The sequence below is a fragment of the Colwellia sp. 75C3 genome, from assembly GCF_002836255.1.
Classification (GTDB): Bacteria; Pseudomonadota; Gammaproteobacteria; order Enterobacterales; family Alteromonadaceae; genus Colwellia.
Genome location: NZ_PJAU01000054.1, coordinates 164,341 through 184,322, shown reverse-complemented (window position 1 = coordinate 184,322; position 19,982 = coordinate 164,341). Strand labels below are relative to the sequence as shown.

The following is a 19,982-nucleotide window of genomic DNA, read 5'->3' as shown; positions in this document are numbered from 1 at the left end:
AATTGTAGGATAAAGCACAGATAAACATTTAATAATCAGTACAATGATCCAAAAAGTATAAAGTTTTCTATACTCAAGTAATGCGTATTAATGTGTATTAATTATTTTGATTAAAAAAGCCCTCTCGTTGTCTTTGGTCACACTGCTTGTATTGATTGGCGCAGGCTTGTTTTATTTAAATTTTGAATATCGTTGGCAGCCGCCAAAATATCCGGTAATTATTGCTGTTTCAAAAACGCCATTATCTAGCCCTTTCTATGTGGCTAAGGCTATAGGTGCCTTTGACGGAACTTGTGTCGATGTTGAATTTGACGAGGTTGTTGGTGGGCAAAGGGCCTTTGCTAAAGTAATGAATGGTGACGCTGATTTTGGTACCAGTTCTGACTCAGTTATTGCCTTTAAGAGCTTAGCAAGCAGGGCATTTGTTACTCATGCTATGTTTGTTCAATCAGACAACGACGTCAAACTCATCACCAGAGCCTCAGAAAAAATAAATTCAGCGATAAATTTAAAAGGAAGAAAAATAGGCGTTACTAAGGGAACCGCAAGTGAATATTTTTTAAGTAATTTGTTAGCACTTGAAGGTTTAACAACAGAAGATGTAAAGCTTTATCATTACAAACCAGAGCAGTTAGTGAATGGTTTTATAAATAATGAAATTGATACCTTTGTTCCTTGGGAGCCCTTTGGATTTAAAAGTGCTCAATTACTCCACGATATAGTTAAAGTACACAAAACTAAAGGTCTGAATACCTTAAGCTTTAATTTGATTTCAGCAAAGGCAGATAATTTACTGGTCGAAAAAGCAAAATGCGTTATTCAGGGGCTGAGTATTGCCATTGATTATATTGCCTCGTATCCAGCTAAGTCTAAAAAAATTGTAATGAATGAACTCCAGCTTTCGGCTGAGTTTATTGACTGGGTATGGCCTGATTATATTTTCAAACTAGGCTTAAATCAGTCTTTACTATTAAGTGTTAAATCACAGGCTGTTTGGGCGATTGCGACACAAATGAGTCAATTTAATGAAGTCCCTAATGTTGAGCGATTTATTGATAGTAGAGCCTTGTTGCAAGTTATCCCCGACGCTGTGAGTATCCCTCATTAAAGGAAGTTGATATGAATATAAGTCTTTTGCAACGGATATTCTTTTTTGCCCTAAGTTGCTGCTTCTTATTTGTTCTGTTGGTTGGCAGCGTCATTTGGTCATCACAATCGTTAGACCTTGCTTTTAGTCGTGATAATTACGGACAGCAGCTAACTAACCAAACTAATAAATTAAAACAGTTGGTTGCCAATGATAATATTTATGACAGTAACTATAGTCTTCATCAGTGGCAAAGCTTACAGCTAAAACTAACCAGCTTACTCAAATTGTCACCGAATTTAACGGTACAACAACATACCATCCAAATTAGTCTTCAAAGTCAAAATGAAAGCTTAAAAAGCCTGTTCACCCTGATAAACAAAAATAAACTAAAACATGCTAGCGAAGCAATTAAGAAACATCTAAAAGCAAGATTGATGATTCAGCTAGAAGCCATTCGTTCTGATTCATTACAGCTGTCAGCCATTGCGAAAAAAGATATCTACAACACCATGGAGAGTGAGGCTCTATTTATCATTTCAGTCTCTATTGCCAGTATACTTGCTTTGTTATTAGGTGCTTTTAGCTTGACCAATATAGTAAGAAAATCACTGAATGAAGTTAAGCGTGCTTTTGAAGAAAACAGCGGTGGTGATTATCAAAAGATAAAGCTTTCTCATCACTCTCAAGAGTTTGATAGCATTGCGGAAGCATTCAATCATATGAATGAAAAGCTCAGTGAGTCTACTGTTTCCCTAACGATGATGAAAAAAATAGTTGAGGATAGAACGCATGTGTTAGAGCAGTTATCAAATACTGACCCGCTGACGAAAGTCGCCAATCGACGCGCACTGTTTGAACGTGCCAATATGGAATTCTCGCGCGCAATCAGAAATAAAAGCAAATTAACGTTATTACTATTAGATTGCGATTTATTTAAAAAGGTTAATGATGAATTTGGTCACTTATTTGGTGATGAGGTGTTAACACATATTTGCAAGATTTGTGATCAAGAGATACGTGACATTGATTTTTTAGCGCGATATGGAGGAGAGGAGTTTATTATCGTTTTACCAAACTGCGACATAGCGGGGGGCATTGAAACGGCTAATCGTATACAGCACTCATTAGCTAAGCACTGTTTGTCAATGGACGGTAAAGCAATCAGTGTTACGTTAAGTATTGGCATTTGTATGCTCAATGAACAACACAAAAGCTTAGACGAACTGATCAATGATGCTGATAAAGCCATGTATTTAGCCAAGGAAAATGGTCGTAATCGTATCGAAGTTCTTCCTAGCCCTAATCTGCACTAAAACAATACCTGTAATAATGCCTGCAACAAAGGCATTTACAGGATTGTTACATATTTTGAAACAAGTTATTTATTGCCTCAAGTAAACTCTGTTATAGACTGTCAGCTTACTTCAAGCGTTGTCCATTCATGTCATGGTGATATTTAGTAAGTTATTTAACTTTAAATGACTTACGTAAGCGCTTTAATAATCGTTAGGGATATAACAATGATCACGAAGAAATTTCAAGGTAAAGTCACCGCTAAATTAGCTGCACTTTCGGCCATGAGTTTACTGGCTTTTAGTGCGCCACTCTTAGCCGGTTCACTCGATTTATCAGGAAGAAGTGATGACGATAGCCAGCAAGATAATGGCAGAAAACCTGCACAAGTGATCGACTTTGTCGGCGTTAAAAAAGGAGACAAAGTACTCGATTTGTTGGCTGGCGGTGGCTATTACTCTGAATTGTTATCTCGCGTGGTGGGTGATAAAGGCGCAGTAACCTTACAAATTCCTAAGGCCTATCTTAAATATGCAGAAAAATCACTGGAAGTAAGACTTGCTAACGACAGACTAGAAAATGTGACTTATTTACTGAGTGAAGCAGAGAACTTAAAACTTAACGAAAACACCTATGATAGTGCTTTTTTGGTACTAGGTTTTCATGACATGTTCTTCAAAGAAGAGGGCTGGAACTTCACTGCTGATGAAGTGATACCACAAGTGCTTAAATCACTGAAGAAGGGCGGTAAGTTATTAGTTATTGACCATGATGCCGAAGACAAAAGTGGTATTCGTGATGTTAAATCACTGCATAGAATTGATAGTGCATTTGTTAAAACCGATTTAGAAAAACGTGGTTTCAAGTTAATTAAAACATCAAAAATATTAGAAAATAATAACGATGATCATTCCAAGTTAGTTTTTGTTCCAGAGTTACGTCGCAAGACTGATCGTTTTGTTATGTTGTTTGAGAAAATTTAGTCTCAGCTAAAATTCTATTGTTATCTTTCATAGGAATGTTTATTGTATTGATTGGTGAACATTCCTTATCACTTTAGTTAATTTATCCCCTTAATTTATCTTCTGCCTCAGTTTCCTCTTACTTGGTAAAATTTTATCAAGGCGCTGCTAATAGCTATTCAAAACGTCACCTTTACAAAATCTGTACAAAAGCCTGCACACCTATCCCAACAGTGATTTACCCTAAAGATCAGATAATATGATCTTAATCATATTGCTTGTTTTTCGAGCCTTTAAAGTAGTGCGATAAACTTTAAGGAGAGCAATGATATGTCGTATGAAATGAATTTTGGCAAAGCTTACAATGAACAATTACCTACCTTAGGCGAAACCATGAGCGATGTTATTCGCTTTTTTGGCGGTCAACACATTTATGGTGTTGGTGGCGATTTTGCGGCAAATTTAATTGCTGCGCTTGGTGTTAATGAGCAAGGCGAGGGCATTCAAATTAACCCTTCGAGTAATGAGATGCATGCCGGGTTTTCAGCGTGTGCTCAGGCTGAAGTCGACGGTATGGGTTTTTGCTTAACGACCTATATGGTGGGCAGCTTACCTTGTACTAGTGCTGCAGCATTGGCGGTAACTGAAGGTTTACCGGTAGTTTTTATTTCAGGAGCACCAGCTGAAAGTGAAGTGAATCAAGTTGCTATTCACCATACCATTCACCCTAATGCTTCATGGAAAACTGAGTACGATAATGCTTTAGAAGCTTTTTCTGCCTTAGGTATGCGAGTAGAGCGTCTACAAGGGCAGCGAGTAGAAGGTCATCCTAATATTGCCGGACAACGTTTTTATCAAATTGTTAGTGAGGCTTATAAGAATAAGCAGCCCGTTTTTATTGAAGTACCACGAGATCAAGTTTTTGCTAAAACCCAACCTATCAAGTTACCAAAAACCTTAGATAATATTTGTTGCGGCAGTAATATTTTAGCGGGTACCGAGTTAATTGTTGATAATATTCTGGATAAATTGGCCCAAGCTAAGGCGCCATTGCTCTACTTAGGCGATCGCTTAAAGCACAATGAAAAACTTAAAGACTTAATCATTAGCTTCGCTGAAAAATTTAATATTCCTTATGCCACTACTTGGTTTGCTAAAGGCTTGTTTGATGAATATAAACCACTGTGTTTAGGTGCTTATAATGGTATTTTCACGCAAACCGCTGGCCGAGAATATATTGAGCAACAAGTTGATTATGTTATTGATGTGGCGACCAGTATTTTTCCGCAAGACAGTAATATTGCCTTTGGCACGGGGACTCATAAAATTGAGTGCTTTGAGAATAAAACCTTATTAAAAGGAGGATCATTGTTAGAAAAGGATCTTCTCGTTATCTTTGAGCGTTTATTGGAACAAGATATCACCGCTTTTACGTTTACAGAGCCGTCAGAAATAAACGTGAACGATGAGTCATTAGCTAAAGGTGATGATGACATCGATTTTAATAACTTGGCGCAAACACTCAATGACTTACAAGCCCAAGATGCCAGTACCTACGTTTATTTGCCTGAAGTGGGTAATTCATACTTTGCCAGTTACAGCTTAAAAGTTCGTCAATCAACACTGGGTCGCTCATGGCTTACTAATCCTTGGTATGGTGCTATGGGCACAGCATTACCTTATGCCAGAGTTGTTGCTCAGCGGATAAAGTCAGATGAAATAGACGAGCGTGCGGTGGTAATTATTGGTGACGGTGGTTTTCATTTTCAGCTCAATGAACTTATTCACTTCTTAAAGGACAAGTCAGACGTCACCATTATTTATATGCGTAATAATATTTTCCACTTAGGGAAAAGTGGTGATGGCGCTATTTATCACTGTAATGATAGTGAGTTTAATGTGCACAGCTTAGTCAAAGCGTATCAAGGTCAAAGCGAAACATGTACTAGCGTTAGTGACTTTAAAGCGTATTTTAAAGCCAGCAGTCAGCAAACGGGCATATCTTTAATTGAAGTGCTCGCTAAGCCGATAGAAGCAAGACAAAGTAATGAATTGAAACTGCTGAATCTTTATATTAAAGCGCAGAATGGTCAAACTGACGCGGTAAAAGCATGGCAGAAATTAACTCAATAGTTTTTTAATAATGTGTTGAGTAACGTTTATATTCGCTTGAAAGTGTGGGACATTAACCCTCTGGTTAACCGCACACTTTTAAGCAATAGGCAGCATATTGAGAAAACTATTAATTTTTGGTAACTCGGCTAGTGGTAAGTCAACACTCGCTAAACAGTTAGCTAAGTCAGAAAGCCTCGCGCATTTAGATCTCGACTTGTTGGCGTGGCAACCGACTAATCCGCCAACAAGAACACCTTTACACGAGAGTACATTAGCTATTGAGCAATTTATGCAGCAGCATACTAGCTGGGTTATCGAAGGTTGTTACACTGACTTATTAACTATTGCGGAGTCACAATCATCAGAAATTATATTTATGAACTTACCGACGGAGGAGTGCATTACCAATGCAAAAAATCGTCCATGGGAGCCACATAAATATGAGTCTAAAAGCGCGCAGGATGCTAATTTAGCCATGTTGATAGCGTGGATTTCACAATATGAACAAAGAAACGATACTTTCTCAAAAGCAGCACATCTGAATTTTTATCAACACTATGCAGGCGAGAAGAAAATGCTAACGCGTAATAGCAACGCTTCAACTGATTCTATGGCTAAGTCTAAGCCTAAGTAAGAGTAGAAGTAGGGGGAAGAGTCGAAGTGAAAAGTAAAGTCAGTAATCAGTAATCAGTAATCAGTGAGCAGTGATGAAAGAAAGATATCAGGAACAAGGTTATGTACTTATTCGAAACTTCCTTAGTGATAATGAAGTACTTGAACTACGTGCAATATTGAATGAATTTCATCATTTATGGCAGCAAGAAAATAGTAGTTTTTATGCTGAAAAAGCAGTTAACTCCGCCTATCTAACAACTAATAAATTCTTAAATAACGCGCAGCGAAATCACTTGTTCAGCTTCATTGGTTCAGAAAAAGTGATGGCTCTTGTTAATGAGTTATTACCTAAGCAGCCATGCTTTTTAAATACTCAGTTATTCTTTAATCCCATGCAGGATCAACAGACTAACTATTGGCATCGAGACCCACAATATCACTTATCAATTGAGCAACAACAAGCGGCTTTAGCTGCCTTTGATGTTATTCACTTTCGTTTACCGGTCATGGATGAGCCAGGAATTGAATTAATTCCTGGCACCCATAAACGTTGGGACTCTACAGAAGAGCTTGATGTACGATTAGAACAGAATGACCATAAAAATAATGAAGCGCTTTCACAAGGTAACGTTATTAAGTTAGCAGCGGGTGATTTGTTGATCTTTTCTGCCAATATGATCCACCGAGGTTTGTATGGCATGGATCGTTTAGCCTTTGACATACTCTTTTGTCCGCCGGGGCCGAGTGTTATCAAATTTGTTGATGAGGACTGTTTACCCGCTGAGGACACTTTACAAAATATCGAAAATCCCAGTGCTTTTCGTAATACTATTAAGCTAAAGTCGGCATTGAATAAATCATAAAGTGTATAGCAGATGTTTTGTTGCAGAAGCTATCACAAACACGCATTGTTGACGTTAGCTACTGGATGTTCTTTAGGTCAACTGCTAGCCAAAAGCGGAAGTTAGCTTTTGAGTTAAAAACGGCAGATCAGGGACCCTAAAGTTGTCGTTTTTATATAAAAACTCACATCCATTCACAATTGAGATTGTGCCGAAAATTTTTGCACGGAATTAGATCTCAAATCCCCAAAGCGGACATTGAATCATGTAAGCTTTAAATAAATTTAGAGTATTAAATCTAAGGCGCTTTCGCCCCCAAAGCGCCATAGAACCTTCAAGTTATTTATGTAAAGTGTCTACTTTAAAAATAATGTCCTCGCATTAATTTATAAATAGATTAAAATTTTAAACCCTAATACTTAGCTGATATTTATTTAATTTTCATTTAAAGTCTATTGATTTGTTTTATTTCAATTTTAATAACACATCTAAAGCTTCTACCCTGGATTCTATTGAAGAACGAAGCATTGCGTCGTACATTTGTGCAGTACCTGTTTCTTTATTCACAACGTCCTCAATACTGGCATTATAATCTGGATGATTCCTGACATGAGATAGCCCTGTATTTTTCATATAAACACCTCTGAGGTTAATTATTAATGTGAAGTACTCAGCCATTTTCAACTGAGTACTTCAATAAATATTAAGTTAAGCTGCCATTTAAAAAAAACATTTCTTTTCTAATTCTGACTAATACGGAAAGTAGCAGCAACCAAGCCATTGAACCACCGCTACTTTTCTTCGGCGGTGTAACCGTTATGACTTCAACCGCATCAGTGATAGTAAAGCTAGTTGTCTCAACAGACGTTAACTCGCCATCACTTATTGTTACTTGCAGCTCTATTATTTCATCCTTGGTCACCGCGGGTAAAATTATACTCACTTGAGCGGTAGTGACCTCGTTAAAACTAATGCTTGGACCTGATATTTGTTCCCAAAAATAAGTAACATTATCACCATCAGGATCACTTCCTATAGACGTTAAGCTAATTGTTGTGCTCTCAACAAAGTTTTCATCATGGATATTAAGGCTAATACTTGGTGCTTGATTTTCAGGCTCGATTACAACTGTTTTCTCAATCACTATCGCTCCAGGGTCTTCTACTTCACTATTAACACTAAAGTCTGCATCATTAGCACCACCATCTTGGATGATAAGTTGGAAACAATTATCTCCTATCGTTAACCCTTGAGTATAACTTGCATCATAGGCAGCAGGACAGTTACCGTTTCCATCTGTTGACGAAGAACTAATACTGTTATTGGCATCTTCGACGAAAGTAAACCAACCGGTCGCGATATTATACTTACGGAAGATAGCTCCCTCGGGCAGAGTTTTACCTTCTGCTAAAGGAATAACCACAACAACGGAGTCTTCATCTTGTGCTAAACCATAAAGGATAAAGTTATACAGTGGTGTGAACAATTCAAAGTTATCATCACTGGTATCTGCAGCATCTTCACCAACCGCTTCAGCTAGTTCAGCTAAAGTGAAGCTGGCATTAGCACTCAACGTCCCTTTTGCTGCTCGTACTAAATGGCCCAATTTCAACTTCAAGTTTGCACGAGTTTGTAGCGGTTGGTTGTTAGCACTACTTGGCAGCCTTGTTGGGTTATCATCATTATCAAGATAATCAACAATACCGTCATTGTCAGTATCCGCATAACCTTCGTCACTATCACTGGTACCATCATTGTCGCTATCGTTATCAGCTGATAACTCGGCAAGGTTTTCAACAATAACAGTAAGCTCTTGCGTACTAGATAAACTCGCTTCGGTATTATTTTCGCTTACCTGTACTTGTAAGGTGTAACTCCCTTCAGGTAAATTTTCAGGATTAAGCTCAAAGGTGAATAAATTATCATCAAGTTCACTATCAACAAAGTCGGTACTTGTCTCTGAACTTTCAACCGTCCAAATAATGTCGTGGCTATCTAAACTATTAACATCATTAACAAGCGCGGTAAAAGTAACTAGCCCTTTGTTGGTATCAACAATACTCGTTACTTCACCCTCTTGACTCATACTGATTTGAATACTTGGCGCAACACTGTCTTCAGTGATGGTTAAAGTGCTTTGACTATTTTTGTCAGTAAACGCATTACTCACATTAATCAACATCACTTCTAGGCTGTCGGTGGTTAATACTGCAGAGTCTACATTAACCATCAGTTGTGCTGTAGTACCTGAATCAATCGTCATTGAGCTCGTTTCAATAACAACATCATTAAAGATAACATTGTAATCGAAGCTCACTGGGTATACCGCTGCATCACCGCTTAACCGTACTGTTAAAGGGTAAACTCCTGATGCTTCAACGGTTAACTCGGCTTCAAGGCTAAGCTCAGGGTTAATATCAACTTCTATTGTAGCTAGCGCTTCGTTACCGGCACTATCCGTTGCGCTCAATTGCACCGAATGATGTCCTGATACTAACTGGCTATCACCAACAATTTCAGCATTAATTTCACCATCTACACCATCAAGAGCAATAAGATTAATATGCTCGGTAATATCGGTCAGTAATCCTGCTGCATTTAATGTCACTAGGGTCAATGAAGAAAATTCTGGCGGAGTAATATCTCCAATTTCATCATTTAACGGATCACCATCAAGTTCATCGGCAATACCATCGTTATCATCGTCAAGGTCGGCATTATCACCGTTACCATCGCCATCAGTATCAACAGTCTCTGTTGCATCATCAGGGAATGCGTCACTCACATCAGGAACACCATCACCATCAGTGTCAATTAAATTAAAGTTTTGTACTGTCACATTTCTTGTTACAGCAGCCGCAGAATTTCCAGCGATATCACTGACGTTATAAGTCAAGGTGTAGGTGCCAACAGCTGTATTATTCTCCGATCCGCTGACAACAACAGCCCCACTAAGATCACCATCCACATTATCGCTCACGCTATAACCCTGTTCAGTATAAGTGCCATTTAAATCAATGGTCACTGCGCCACCGCTTAATGTGATTACAGGAACTGTTTGGTCGCTAACGGTAACGGTTGCCGTGTTTGTTCCTGTGTTACCTGACTCATCTGTAGATGAGAATGTCACCGTGGTTGTTCCAATTGGAAAAGTACTTGGGGCATCGTTAGCCACAATCACATTAGTATCAAAATTATCACTGACAGTTGATGACGCTAAGAAGCTAGCAATAGTCGTTTCAGAATTTTCTGTGCCATTACTGTCAAGCGCTGCAACAATGATATTACTTGGCACAGTTACAGCAGGTGCAGTTAAGTCGTATACATCAGCATCAAGTGGTGCATCATCAAGCGTATCTTCAACGCCGTCATTATCATCATCGGTATCAAAAGCATCCGTAATAAAATCTATATCGGTATCTAACCCTAACTTAAATGATGAAGTAGGAATCACTTTTTTCGTCAGTTGTGATGATTCATAGCTCACTGTTAGTGATTCAGAGCCTGACACTTCATAGTATTCCAATTGAATATCATGCCAACCTCCGGTCAATGTTATTTCACCTGTGGCCTCTTCACTTTCTCCCGCAGAGTCATCAATCACTAATACTTCATCAATCGATAAACGCTTTATTTCTGTCGATTGAACCGTAAAGGTATATGTTTCATCTTGAGGAATATAAACTTGGCCTGTGTAGCTGAAAAAGAAATCATCGCTGCCCACTTCGCGACTAATATCAAACCCAACGCTGTATCCGGTTGATAATTCAGGGGTATCAGAATAGCTACGGTAAAGTAAATAGTTTAAACGGTTATCTACCTCATCAGTATTGTCCCCTAAACTATCTAAATCTGTATCGCTAGTTTCTGTTGAATCTAGAGGGAAAGCATCAAATTCATCATCAATACCATCGTTATCGTCATCAGTATCGATGCTGTCGGCAATACCATCCTGATCAAAGTCGCCACTCGAATAAGGATCAGCATCACTATTATCTCCTACACCATCACCGTCAGAATCAACCCATTCATCAGCATTGTCAGGAAATGCATCTAACGAATCACTGTAACCATCAGCATCACTATCAACACTTGCTACATCAAAAGACAGTTCAATGGTATAACTTGGTAAATCAAACGAGAATTGAACGGGATCAAGATACGTGGTCACTTCATTGGTGAGGCTTTCTTTTTCAGCAATCAGTTTTTCAGACACTTCAGGAAAGTTTGGAACGTCGACCTTTATATCTAGATGGCCAACATTTAAGGTATATCCAAAATTGTAACCAATTCCCAACGTATTAGTGAACGTTTGTACGGGAGTTACCGCCAACGTTGCGGTAACGGTACCGTCACCATTACTATCGGCATCGCCAGGTAAATCAAAGTCGACATCACCAGATAAAGCCATGTCTAAATTAATGACGTCACCATTTTCTAAGGTTAAAACACCTTGCATTGCAGTCACTTCAAATTCAAATGCTTGGTCAAGATTGAAGTTCAGGTCTGCATTCATTTCAGTAGTAATATAACCAACTTCAAAATCAATTCCACTACGTTCAACAATAATGCCGTCTATTGAGGACGGGACTCCAGCAAATGTTTCAGGTGTGAGCTTTTTATAAAGTGTGGCAACATTGTCCATTAAAATAGCTGAGGTTATATTGAAATTATCTATCGAAACGGGATCAGAAGTGCCTTGCTCTACCTCAAACGTTTGCTGAGAACGATATATCGTATTACCTAAGTCAAATTGAGTGAGCAATTCTTCATCAATGGTTAAATGATGCGCCATATTACTTAACTGCAATTCTGAGCTCGCGGTAAATTCTGGCGATGTAGCCTCAAAGCCAACACCTTCAAGGTAAGATGCATCAAAAGAAAAACTGACACTACTGCCTAATGTCAGTTCATCATCATGTTCGATAGAAATGGCCATAGGTAATGTTAAATCGACTTCACCACCATCAAGGCTTAGCTCACCATGCCAATCTATATCAACTCTAAAATATGCTTCAAAATATTCATCCGTGAGATCCGCGGGGAAATTACCATCAACTTCATGCAGAATATCAGTACTTAGTGCAGTACCTGGGTAGAGTAATTTCATAACATCCATTAAATTACCAAAAGATGTATCTTTCCAAGTATTTACATCTGATGCACTAAAGTCTGCAATAGCATCATGATGTCCGCCAGAGGTATTAATAATATTGATGGTTACATCTGCTTGCGCAGCTTCGCCAAAACTATCAACTACTTCAACCAGCAATGTAAAAACACCGCTTGGAATAGACTCATAATCAACACCTGCTTCATTTAGTACGGTAATTTCACCGCTTTGGTCAATTGCGAAAGTATCACCAATATTGCCGAATAAACGATAACTAAGCACGTCACCATAATCAGCGTCTGAAGCGACAACTTGCCCTACAACATCACCTTCAACAGCTGTTTCTGTTATGTAAAAGCTTGCATCGTGAACTTGCGGAACGGTATTAATACCCACCCAAACATCAGGGTGTACTAACATGATGGCTGTACCATCAGTGTAACGTTTAAATTGTGTTCCTAAATAGGCTTCAGAGCCGTCTTGAACCCAGAGTTGGTCTAGCGCTAATAAACGATCACCAGTATCACCAATAACAATGACTCGCCCTAATGAACCAGCCGTTTTTACTAATGACAATTGGTTATCGCCACTGCCAGTAATATTAAATATTTCAATACCACGTACACGCTCTGGTGCACTGGTTAGATCTAAATCGAAATCTGCACCATCAAAAATAAGCGTATCAAAACCCGAACCACCATCAATACGGACAAATGAACCATCACTAATGCTAATGCTGTCGTCACCAGCCCCGGCATATAAAACATCTGCGCCGCCATTACCTACTAATACATCGTCGGCAAGCCCTGTACTTAATCTGTCGTCAGCTGACGTGCCCAATAATTTATCGGCATCGACCGTTCCCCATTGAGTAACTTCTAGACCTTGCCCAAATAACAAATAAGCACGGCCGGTATTATTATCAATGCCATCTAAACTATCCGAGTTTCGGCTCGACAAGATGAAATCAGCGATACCATCGCCGTTTACATCACCGGCCTTGGCTGCAAAATATCCTAACGAATCACCATTAGCACCTTCTAACAGATAACCCCCTTGGTTATTAACGATGTCAGACAATTTAATAATGTCGGTATCCGATTTACCATAAATAATAAAAACACTCTTCGTTGCTGCATCACCGAGCATAAAGTCATCATAACCATCGCCATTGATATCACCCAAGCCTGCTGCACTAGCTTTAGCCGCTACATTGTCATTAAATGAATTATTGGAATAATCGTCTTCAATCATAAACCCGCCAACACCATTCACTAAATCAGTTGCCTGGCGGTCAGATTTATCAGCGGTACCAAAAAACAGGTAAGATCTAGGGTGCTCCCAATCGGGGAATCTTCCTTTATCGGGTTCTATCACTAGAAAGTCATCAATACCGTCAGCATTTATATCACCAACGCTATCATTGATAAAAGCCAAACCAACATTAACAACGATAGTATTAGTGGAACCATCGTAAGATAAAAAGCTTGTTTCATTCGTTTCACCTGACGACCAATGGCTATAGTCATCTCCTTTTACGGCAGTACCTAGATCCATGCTTTGTGTTGTATTGCTGCCGAATATAAACGTTCCACTTGTGGCTGCATTATTCATTAAGGCAATATCAACCAAACCATCGCCATTTTGGTCACTGATAGCAAAACCAGCGGTTAATCCTGTACTCCCTTCCCATGATATATTTTCTTCTCGATAAATAGCAAAACCACGGGCATCGCCGTTATCTTTAGTTTCAAGTAGATTAACAGTTGCGCCATTGTTTTTTCCAAAAACGACGTAAACATAAGCAGGATTAAAAGCAAAAAGGCCGTCATAGTCATTCAGACCAGCAAGCTCGGCATAGTCAGAGAATCGAGTAACACCCCCGTCTACATTTTGGTAATAATAGGATGTCGCATCTTCTAAAATAGGGTCATTAAAGTCCTCAATTAATATGCTTTTATGTTCCAAGGGCTCGCCAATAATCACATCAGCTTTACCGTCACCGTTAACATCGCCTAAACTCACAGATCCGCCAGAATAATCATAATGACTGTTTGAATGCATCATGAAACCGGCATTGTTTGACCCATCAGCAATATCGGATAACAAAAGTGTTGATGGCGGTGTTTCACTACCAAAAATAACGTAAGCTCGTCCTGCGTGAGTAAAGCTATTGGTAACATCACTGGCATAAGGTGCACCAATGGCAATATCGTCAATGCCATCGCCATTCACATCACCACCTCCAGTTACGGAAAAACCGGCCAAATCACCGGCATTCTCACCGTAAAGTGCAAAGCCAGCAATGCCGCTAGTCACGTCTGTTAAAGTAGATAATGCACCACTGGCTTTCCCAAAAACCACATAAATTTTGCCCGCATTCTCGCCATTGGTACTGTCAAATGGCGCACCAAAAATCACATCATCTAAACCATCATTGTTAAAATCACCGGCTGATGCTACGTTCCAAGATAATTGGTTTTCAGCTGTTTCTCCGGTAAATTGTTGAATTAAATCGAGTGATGATGAGCCACTCAGTGAGCCACTTAATAGCTCATTGGGCGTATCGAGATCATTAATATTTATCGAAATAGTTTCGGTTGTTGCGCGAGCTTCATCATCGACTACTTTAATAGCCAATTCATAACTGCTTTGTAATTCATAATCTAGCGCATTGTTTTTAGCAACTTTAACTTCACCGCTGCTCGAATCTATTTTAAAAACACCATGTTCATTACCTGACTCAACACTAAAAATTAGTACATCTGTGGCATTACCCACATCGGCATAGGCTTCAATTGTACCGACGACAGAATTTTCATTTTTGTTCTCATCAATACTTAACTCAGTGATTACAAAAGAAGGTGCATCATCAACATTTTCAACGTCGATTGTTATGGTGATACTAATTGTTGAACCATCACTATTAGTAACCAGTACTTCAATATCATATTGCCCATTGCTGCTTTCATAATCACCAATACCACTGATAACACCGTTACTATCAATCGTAAAAATCTCTGTGCCATTCGGCACTATTGTATAGTTCACCGGTGTAGATGAAAAATCACTCAGTCTATCGGCAATAGAGTATGAAAAAGACTCGTTTTCTGTGGGTCGGTAATTCAAGCTCAATAAATTAACGCTACTCGCGTGATAATCTAGGTTAGGTACAGTTGCTTGTCCGTGACTACTATACCCCCAACAAACGACACCTTGCTCAGTATCTAATGCGCAAATGTGATAAGCGCCAAAAACAACTTGTACAGCTTTATTTAACGTAGGCTTATCGATGACTTGGCCAAAGATATTGTTACCCCAACAAACCAACCCCGTATCATCAACAACACAGGCATTTACATTACCAACAAATAGATGCGTTGGGTTATTCAATGCAGGAATATCTGTTTGTCCAGAATCGTTATTTCCCCAGCACTTAACACCAGCATCATCAAGTGCACAGGCATATGTTTTTCCAGAGCCTAATACCGTAGGGTTACTTAAGGTCGGTATGTTATTAATAATATCAGTATCAGAGCCCCAACAATTAACCTCCGTTTGATCAGCACTAACTTCATCTAAGGCACACGAAAAACCATCACCAACAGTGATTTTTAGTGGCGAGATTAAGGCAGGTACCGTTGTTGCTTCAAGTTCTGAATCTGGTCCCCAGCAACTCACTCCGCTGTCATCAACAGCACACGCGTGTAAAGCATTCATTGCTACTTGAGAAGGGTTAGTTAACTCAGGTGCATCATTAATATCAGTATTATCCCCCCAACAACTCACACCATTATCATCTAGTGCACAAGCATTTGTTGTAGATTCGTTTATGGATAAATAATAGGGATTTGTTAAATCAGGAATGGAGGAAATCAGTGAGGTATTACCCCAACATTGCACATCATTATCAAAAATAACACAGCTAGTGGTAGCACCTGCAGCCAAGAATGTTTGTTCAGTCGATATGTCGATTAGCTCATAAGCACCAAGATCAGTAGTCTCAGGGAAAGAACGAAATAGACCTTTAAAATCTGTATTAAGTCCGGTATCAGTACCCGCATCTACTGCGCCACTGTCTACTGCTAAACTATAATCACCATTGGCTGGGTCTAGTAACTTTGGGTCACCCGAATAAGGTGCGTTACAACTGCCGTCTTCAATCCAGTTACTGTTATTCGTTGTTAATGTACCCGCACAATCAGTCCCGACATGTCCATAAGTGATGTTATTGCTTAAACTAAACAGACCACCAGCGACATGAATAGCATCACTGCCAGAGAATGATTCATTGTTATAAAATGTATTGTTAATTAATGTTGTTGAAACGGCTGTAGAATCAGCATAAATAGCGCCGCCGTTGCCATTGTCAGTTTGGTTTTCTACAAAAATGGAGTTAGTGATCGTCATGGTTGCTTTATTACGAATCGCACCGCCCGCTTTAACTGTAGTGTTTGATTGGAACAGGCTGCGATCTACGCTTAATTCACCCGCGTTATTAATAGCGCCACCGTCACCGCCACCGTTATCGGCAGAGGTCGTACCGTTATTCAAAAACTGACTCTGCGTTACTGTGAGTACACCAGTGCTACTATTTACTATTGCGCCACCCCAACCCGTTACATAATTAGCATCGAAGATTGACTGCTCAATAGTTAAATTTCCGTAATTAGCGATAGCCCCCCCGACGGATTGTGTACCGCCACCATCAATAAAACTCAACCCCTTAATTACAACGTCGTGACCCGAAAAAACTTTAAAAATTTGTTTGTCTGAATAGCCGTCACTATCGCTATCACCACTAATGGTAACAACACTTGCACCATCGATAACTAAATCCTGTTCAATCGATAAACGATTTGCCAGGTTAATTTCAGTATCACCAATCAAGTTGAAAGTAATGGTATTATCGCTGCCATTTCCTGGGCAAATGTTAAGCAATGCATAACTTAAGGTATCATCGCCACTGCTTGCAGCACTGGTAACTACGAACGCTTTGGTACAGGCGACATATGGCTCTAGATCATTATCATTCAAAATACCATCGTCATCAAAATCGCCTTCTTCATAATCTTTACAACCATCGTGATTGGCATCCGTTGCCTCATCAGCGACCCAGCCGATGATACTTGCCGGACATAAATCTGCCGTGCCAATGACGCCATCATTGTCAAAGTCTAAATCTTCATTATACTCATAAGCACCAATGTCGATAGCAGCACCTAATAAACGCTGTTCTCCAGTAAAGTCAGTATCACCACTAGTCCACTCAGAAGAGCTACCGCTATCGACCAATAAGCTAGTTGGAATAGGTCGATAATCTCCATTGTTATAATCATAAAAATTTAGTGTTATCTTTGAGACACCACAACTAGCGTCGTCGATTGAGCTGTTGCTTGTCTGTAAAGCTCCCTCAGCCTTACATTGGTCCTGTGTTGAGTCTTCGCCCCAAATGATGCTATTAATTACTGTTACATCACTACTAGCACTACCTAAAATAACTCTTCCAGGTTCTCGCCCAATATTCCCGACCATTGTGGTATTAATGATTTTCACTGTTCCTGATGAGGCAAATACTGCAGCGCCTCTATCACCATCATTTTGTTCAAAAAGGCTGTCTTTAATGGTTAAGGTACTGGTTGAATCAATGAGAATAGAGCCAACATGAGTGCCATCATTATATCGAAAGGTTGATTTTTCTATTAATAAGTCACTGCCACTTTTATTGGTAATGGATGAACCTGTGCTAGTTCCATAACCATAACCTCGTTCAAGAATTAAATTTTTCAGGTTAACACTTAAACCACCGTTAATTTTTATATGACTAATATCTGCAGTATTATCACCGTCACTATCACCACTAATAATCACTTTTTGGCTTAAACCATCAATGCTTACACTTTTGTCAACAGTTAAAGTGCTTTGAAAATGAATAGTGAAATCGTCATTAAAACCGATACTGCCTGAATCACAGACATCTAGTAGCGCTTGACGTAAAGTGCCTGCGCCGCTGTCCCCGTTATTTGTTACCGTAATGGTATTACTACAAGCATTTGCAGTATTTGAACTCAATAATAGGGTTATTATAATGAATAATATTGGCATTTTTGTATTCATACTATTTATCACTCTTTTTATTTTTCTTATTTTAAATTTAAACATTATTGATATTTCGGCTGGTTTAGGAGGCAATTTTTTGATGTTACCCTAAGTAACAGAAATGATATAAAAACAATATGCAGTGAATATGCAGAGGGATTATTTATTTTCTTTTTCTTCTTTGACCATGTCATCTATTAGCATTTCAAATTCTTTAAATTTCCCTCTAAGGCTTTGAAAAACAATTTTATTATTTTCATACATTCCATCCTCAATTGACTCAACGTACATTTTTATAACTGATAGGGGGGTTCTTAGCTCATGAGAAACTTTATTTAGAAACAGTTGATTTTTTTGATCTACATTTTCAGCTTCTAACATTGATGCTGAATTAAAAAGCGACTGTGAATTTTGTGGCTGTATTTTTCTCATGGGTACACAGGTAATCTTTACAATGAATTAACGAATGTGTATTAGAACATAACAATATGCAGTGAAGATGCAGGAGGGAATAAATTCAAATAGAGGTGACTATTTAGTTTATGTTTTACTTTTAGAGTGGTTCGAACTTATAACCTGCGCCATAGATAGAGCGAATAACGTCATTTTCAATAGATAGTGCTTTGAATTTTTTACGCATATTTCGTATATGGCTATCAACCGTTCGATCCGACACATCACGATAATCTTGATAAACCAAGTCCATAATTTTACTACGTGAATATATATGATTGGGGTTTGTATAAAGTAAATTAAATAAAGCAAACTCAATTGCGGTAAGCTCAATACAGTTACTTTTATAAGTAATTTTAAAGCTTTTTTTGTCAACCACTAAACCACTGAGTTGCGATTGAGGCTCAAATTTTTTCATACGTCGTAAATTAACTTTAACTCTAGCAACGAGCTCTTTAATGCTATACGGCTTACATACATAATCATCAGCACCAATATCTAAACCAACAAGCCTGTCGATTTCTTCTACCTTTGCTGTCGTCATGATAATAGGAATATCAGAAAAACATCTCACTTCTTTACAAACATCTAAGCCTTGTTTAACCGGAAGATCTAAATCCAAGAGGATAAGGTTAGGTTTATTTTTCTGTGCCCATTCAACAGCACCAATGCCATCATCAAACCACTTCACTTGATAATCAGCGGCTTCCAGATACAAGGTAACTAGCTCAGCAATTTCAACGTCATCTTCAACGATTAATATGGTTTGTTTATTCATTTGTTATCTCTTAAACCTGCGTGATACTAAACCCATCATTCCTATTGCAAAAATAGCAAATGTGGTTGGTTCAGGTACTTCAACCTTTTACTCCATTTTGCAAAAACCAAGTCTTCATGTTCTCTTGTATTTACAGCGTACAGCAGGAAAATAGTGTGTTGTCGCATATATCTTACACTCGTATCATTTCTTCTTGGTATAACTTTTATCTCACTTAAATCAGTAAATACCGTGTAAACCTCACACACTACTTCGCTATCACAGCCGAAAATCAACTCTGGTGATATATCGAAAGAACCTAAAACGGTATCAATGAACACCTGATCCAAAAGGGCATTAGCAGCGTCGTAGGCTTGATCAATATTCGACCACAAGAAATCATCTACATCATCACAATCAGTAAAAATTTCGGCGCATTTTCCATCTATGAAAGAAACATTATATAATTCATTATCAATCAAAATATCCGTCGCACCGATTAGCTGCCCCTCGGTGTCAATAATGAGACCTGCATTTGCAATATTAGCTAAACTACTAACTGACAATAGTACCGTTGCAACGACCTTTTTTAATAATGTAAACTTCATTTTAATTTCCTTTCAATCACTTTTCTTCATTTTAG

12 protein-coding genes are annotated in these 19,982 nt (G+C 38.7%); 6 read left to right on the top strand and 6 right to left on the bottom strand.

Annotated features, from left to right (window positions below):
* Window positions 1-166 precede the first annotated feature (166 nt).
* The 6 genes from CXF85_RS13355 to CXF85_RS13330 all read left to right on the top strand — a co-directional run bounded on the left by CXF85_RS13355 (window position 167) and on the right by CXF85_RS13330 (window position 6,938).
* Window positions 167-1,108: an ABC transporter substrate-binding protein gene (locus CXF85_RS13355; protein WP_232771192.1), complete on the top strand. Its 942-nt coding sequence runs from the start codon at window positions 167-169 to the stop codon at window positions 1,106-1,108.
* 11 nt (window positions 1,109-1,119) lie between these two features.
* Complete coding sequence (locus tag CXF85_RS13350) at window positions 1,120-2,403, top strand: sensor domain-containing diguanylate cyclase (protein WP_101229153.1); 1,284 nt, start codon at window positions 1,120-1,122, stop codon at window positions 2,401-2,403.
* Between the two features lie 207 nt (window positions 2,404-2,610).
* Window positions 2,611-3,366 carry a class I SAM-dependent methyltransferase gene (locus CXF85_RS13345; protein WP_101229152.1) on the top strand — a complete coding sequence of 252 codons (756 nt, stop codon included), beginning with the start codon at window positions 2,611-2,613 and terminating at the stop codon, window positions 3,364-3,366.
* Window positions 3,367-3,675: 309 nt separating this feature from the next.
* Window positions 3,676-5,478 (top strand): thiamine pyrophosphate-dependent enzyme, encoded by a 1,803-nt coding sequence (locus tag CXF85_RS13340; protein ID WP_232771191.1) that lies wholly within the window; start codon window positions 3,676-3,678, stop codon window positions 5,476-5,478.
* A gap of 97 nt (window positions 5,479-5,575) precedes the next feature.
* The gene (locus CXF85_RS13335) at window positions 5,576-6,094 is read left to right on the top strand and encodes an AAA family ATPase (protein ID WP_101229151.1); all 519 of its coding nucleotides are present in this window, start codon (window positions 5,576-5,578) and stop codon (window positions 6,092-6,094) included.
* Window positions 6,095-6,167: 73 nt separating this feature from the next.
* Window positions 6,168-6,938 (top strand): phytanoyl-CoA dioxygenase family protein, encoded by a 771-nt coding sequence (locus CXF85_RS13330; protein ID WP_101229150.1) that lies wholly within the window; start codon window positions 6,168-6,170, stop codon window positions 6,936-6,938.
* A 444-nt stretch (window positions 6,939-7,382) separates the two neighbouring features.
* Here CXF85_RS13330 and CXF85_RS22805 read toward each other — a convergent pair whose 3' ends face one another.
* The 6 genes from CXF85_RS22805 to CXF85_RS23160 all read right to left on the bottom strand — a co-directional run bounded on the left by CXF85_RS22805 (window position 7,383) and on the right by CXF85_RS23160 (window position 19,947).
* A complete protein-coding gene (locus tag CXF85_RS22805) occupies window positions 7,383-7,550 on the bottom strand; it encodes a hypothetical protein (protein ID WP_157829105.1) in 168 nt (55 codons plus the stop codon).
* Window positions 7,551-7,620: 70 nt separating this feature from the next.
* Window positions 7,621-18,147, bottom strand: coding sequence for a cadherin domain-containing protein (locus CXF85_RS13325; RefSeq protein ID WP_198555634.1), 10,527 nt, complete (start codon window positions 18,145-18,147; stop codon window positions 7,621-7,623).
* Window positions 18,148-18,288: 141 nt separating this feature from the next.
* Window positions 18,289-18,561 (bottom strand): histidine kinase dimerization/phospho-acceptor domain-containing protein, encoded by a 273-nt coding sequence (locus CXF85_RS13320; protein ID WP_101229148.1) that lies wholly within the window; start codon window positions 18,559-18,561, stop codon window positions 18,289-18,291.
* 121 nt (window positions 18,562-18,682) lie between these two features.
* Complete coding sequence (locus CXF85_RS13315) at window positions 18,683-19,360, bottom strand: response regulator (RefSeq protein WP_101229147.1); 678 nt, start codon at window positions 19,358-19,360, stop codon at window positions 18,683-18,685.
* Window positions 19,361-19,363: 3 nt separating this feature from the next.
* On the bottom strand, window positions 19,364-19,414 hold the full coding sequence (locus tag CXF85_RS23410; protein WP_442871872.1) for a hypothetical protein: 51 nt from the start codon (window positions 19,412-19,414) through the stop codon (window positions 19,364-19,366).
* Complete coding sequence (locus tag CXF85_RS23160; protein WP_232771190.1) at window positions 19,402-19,947, bottom strand: hypothetical protein; 546 nt, start codon at window positions 19,945-19,947, stop codon at window positions 19,402-19,404. The genes CXF85_RS23410 and CXF85_RS23160 overlap by 13 nt, the downstream gene beginning before the upstream one ends.
* Window positions 19,948-19,982: the final 35 nt, after the last annotated feature.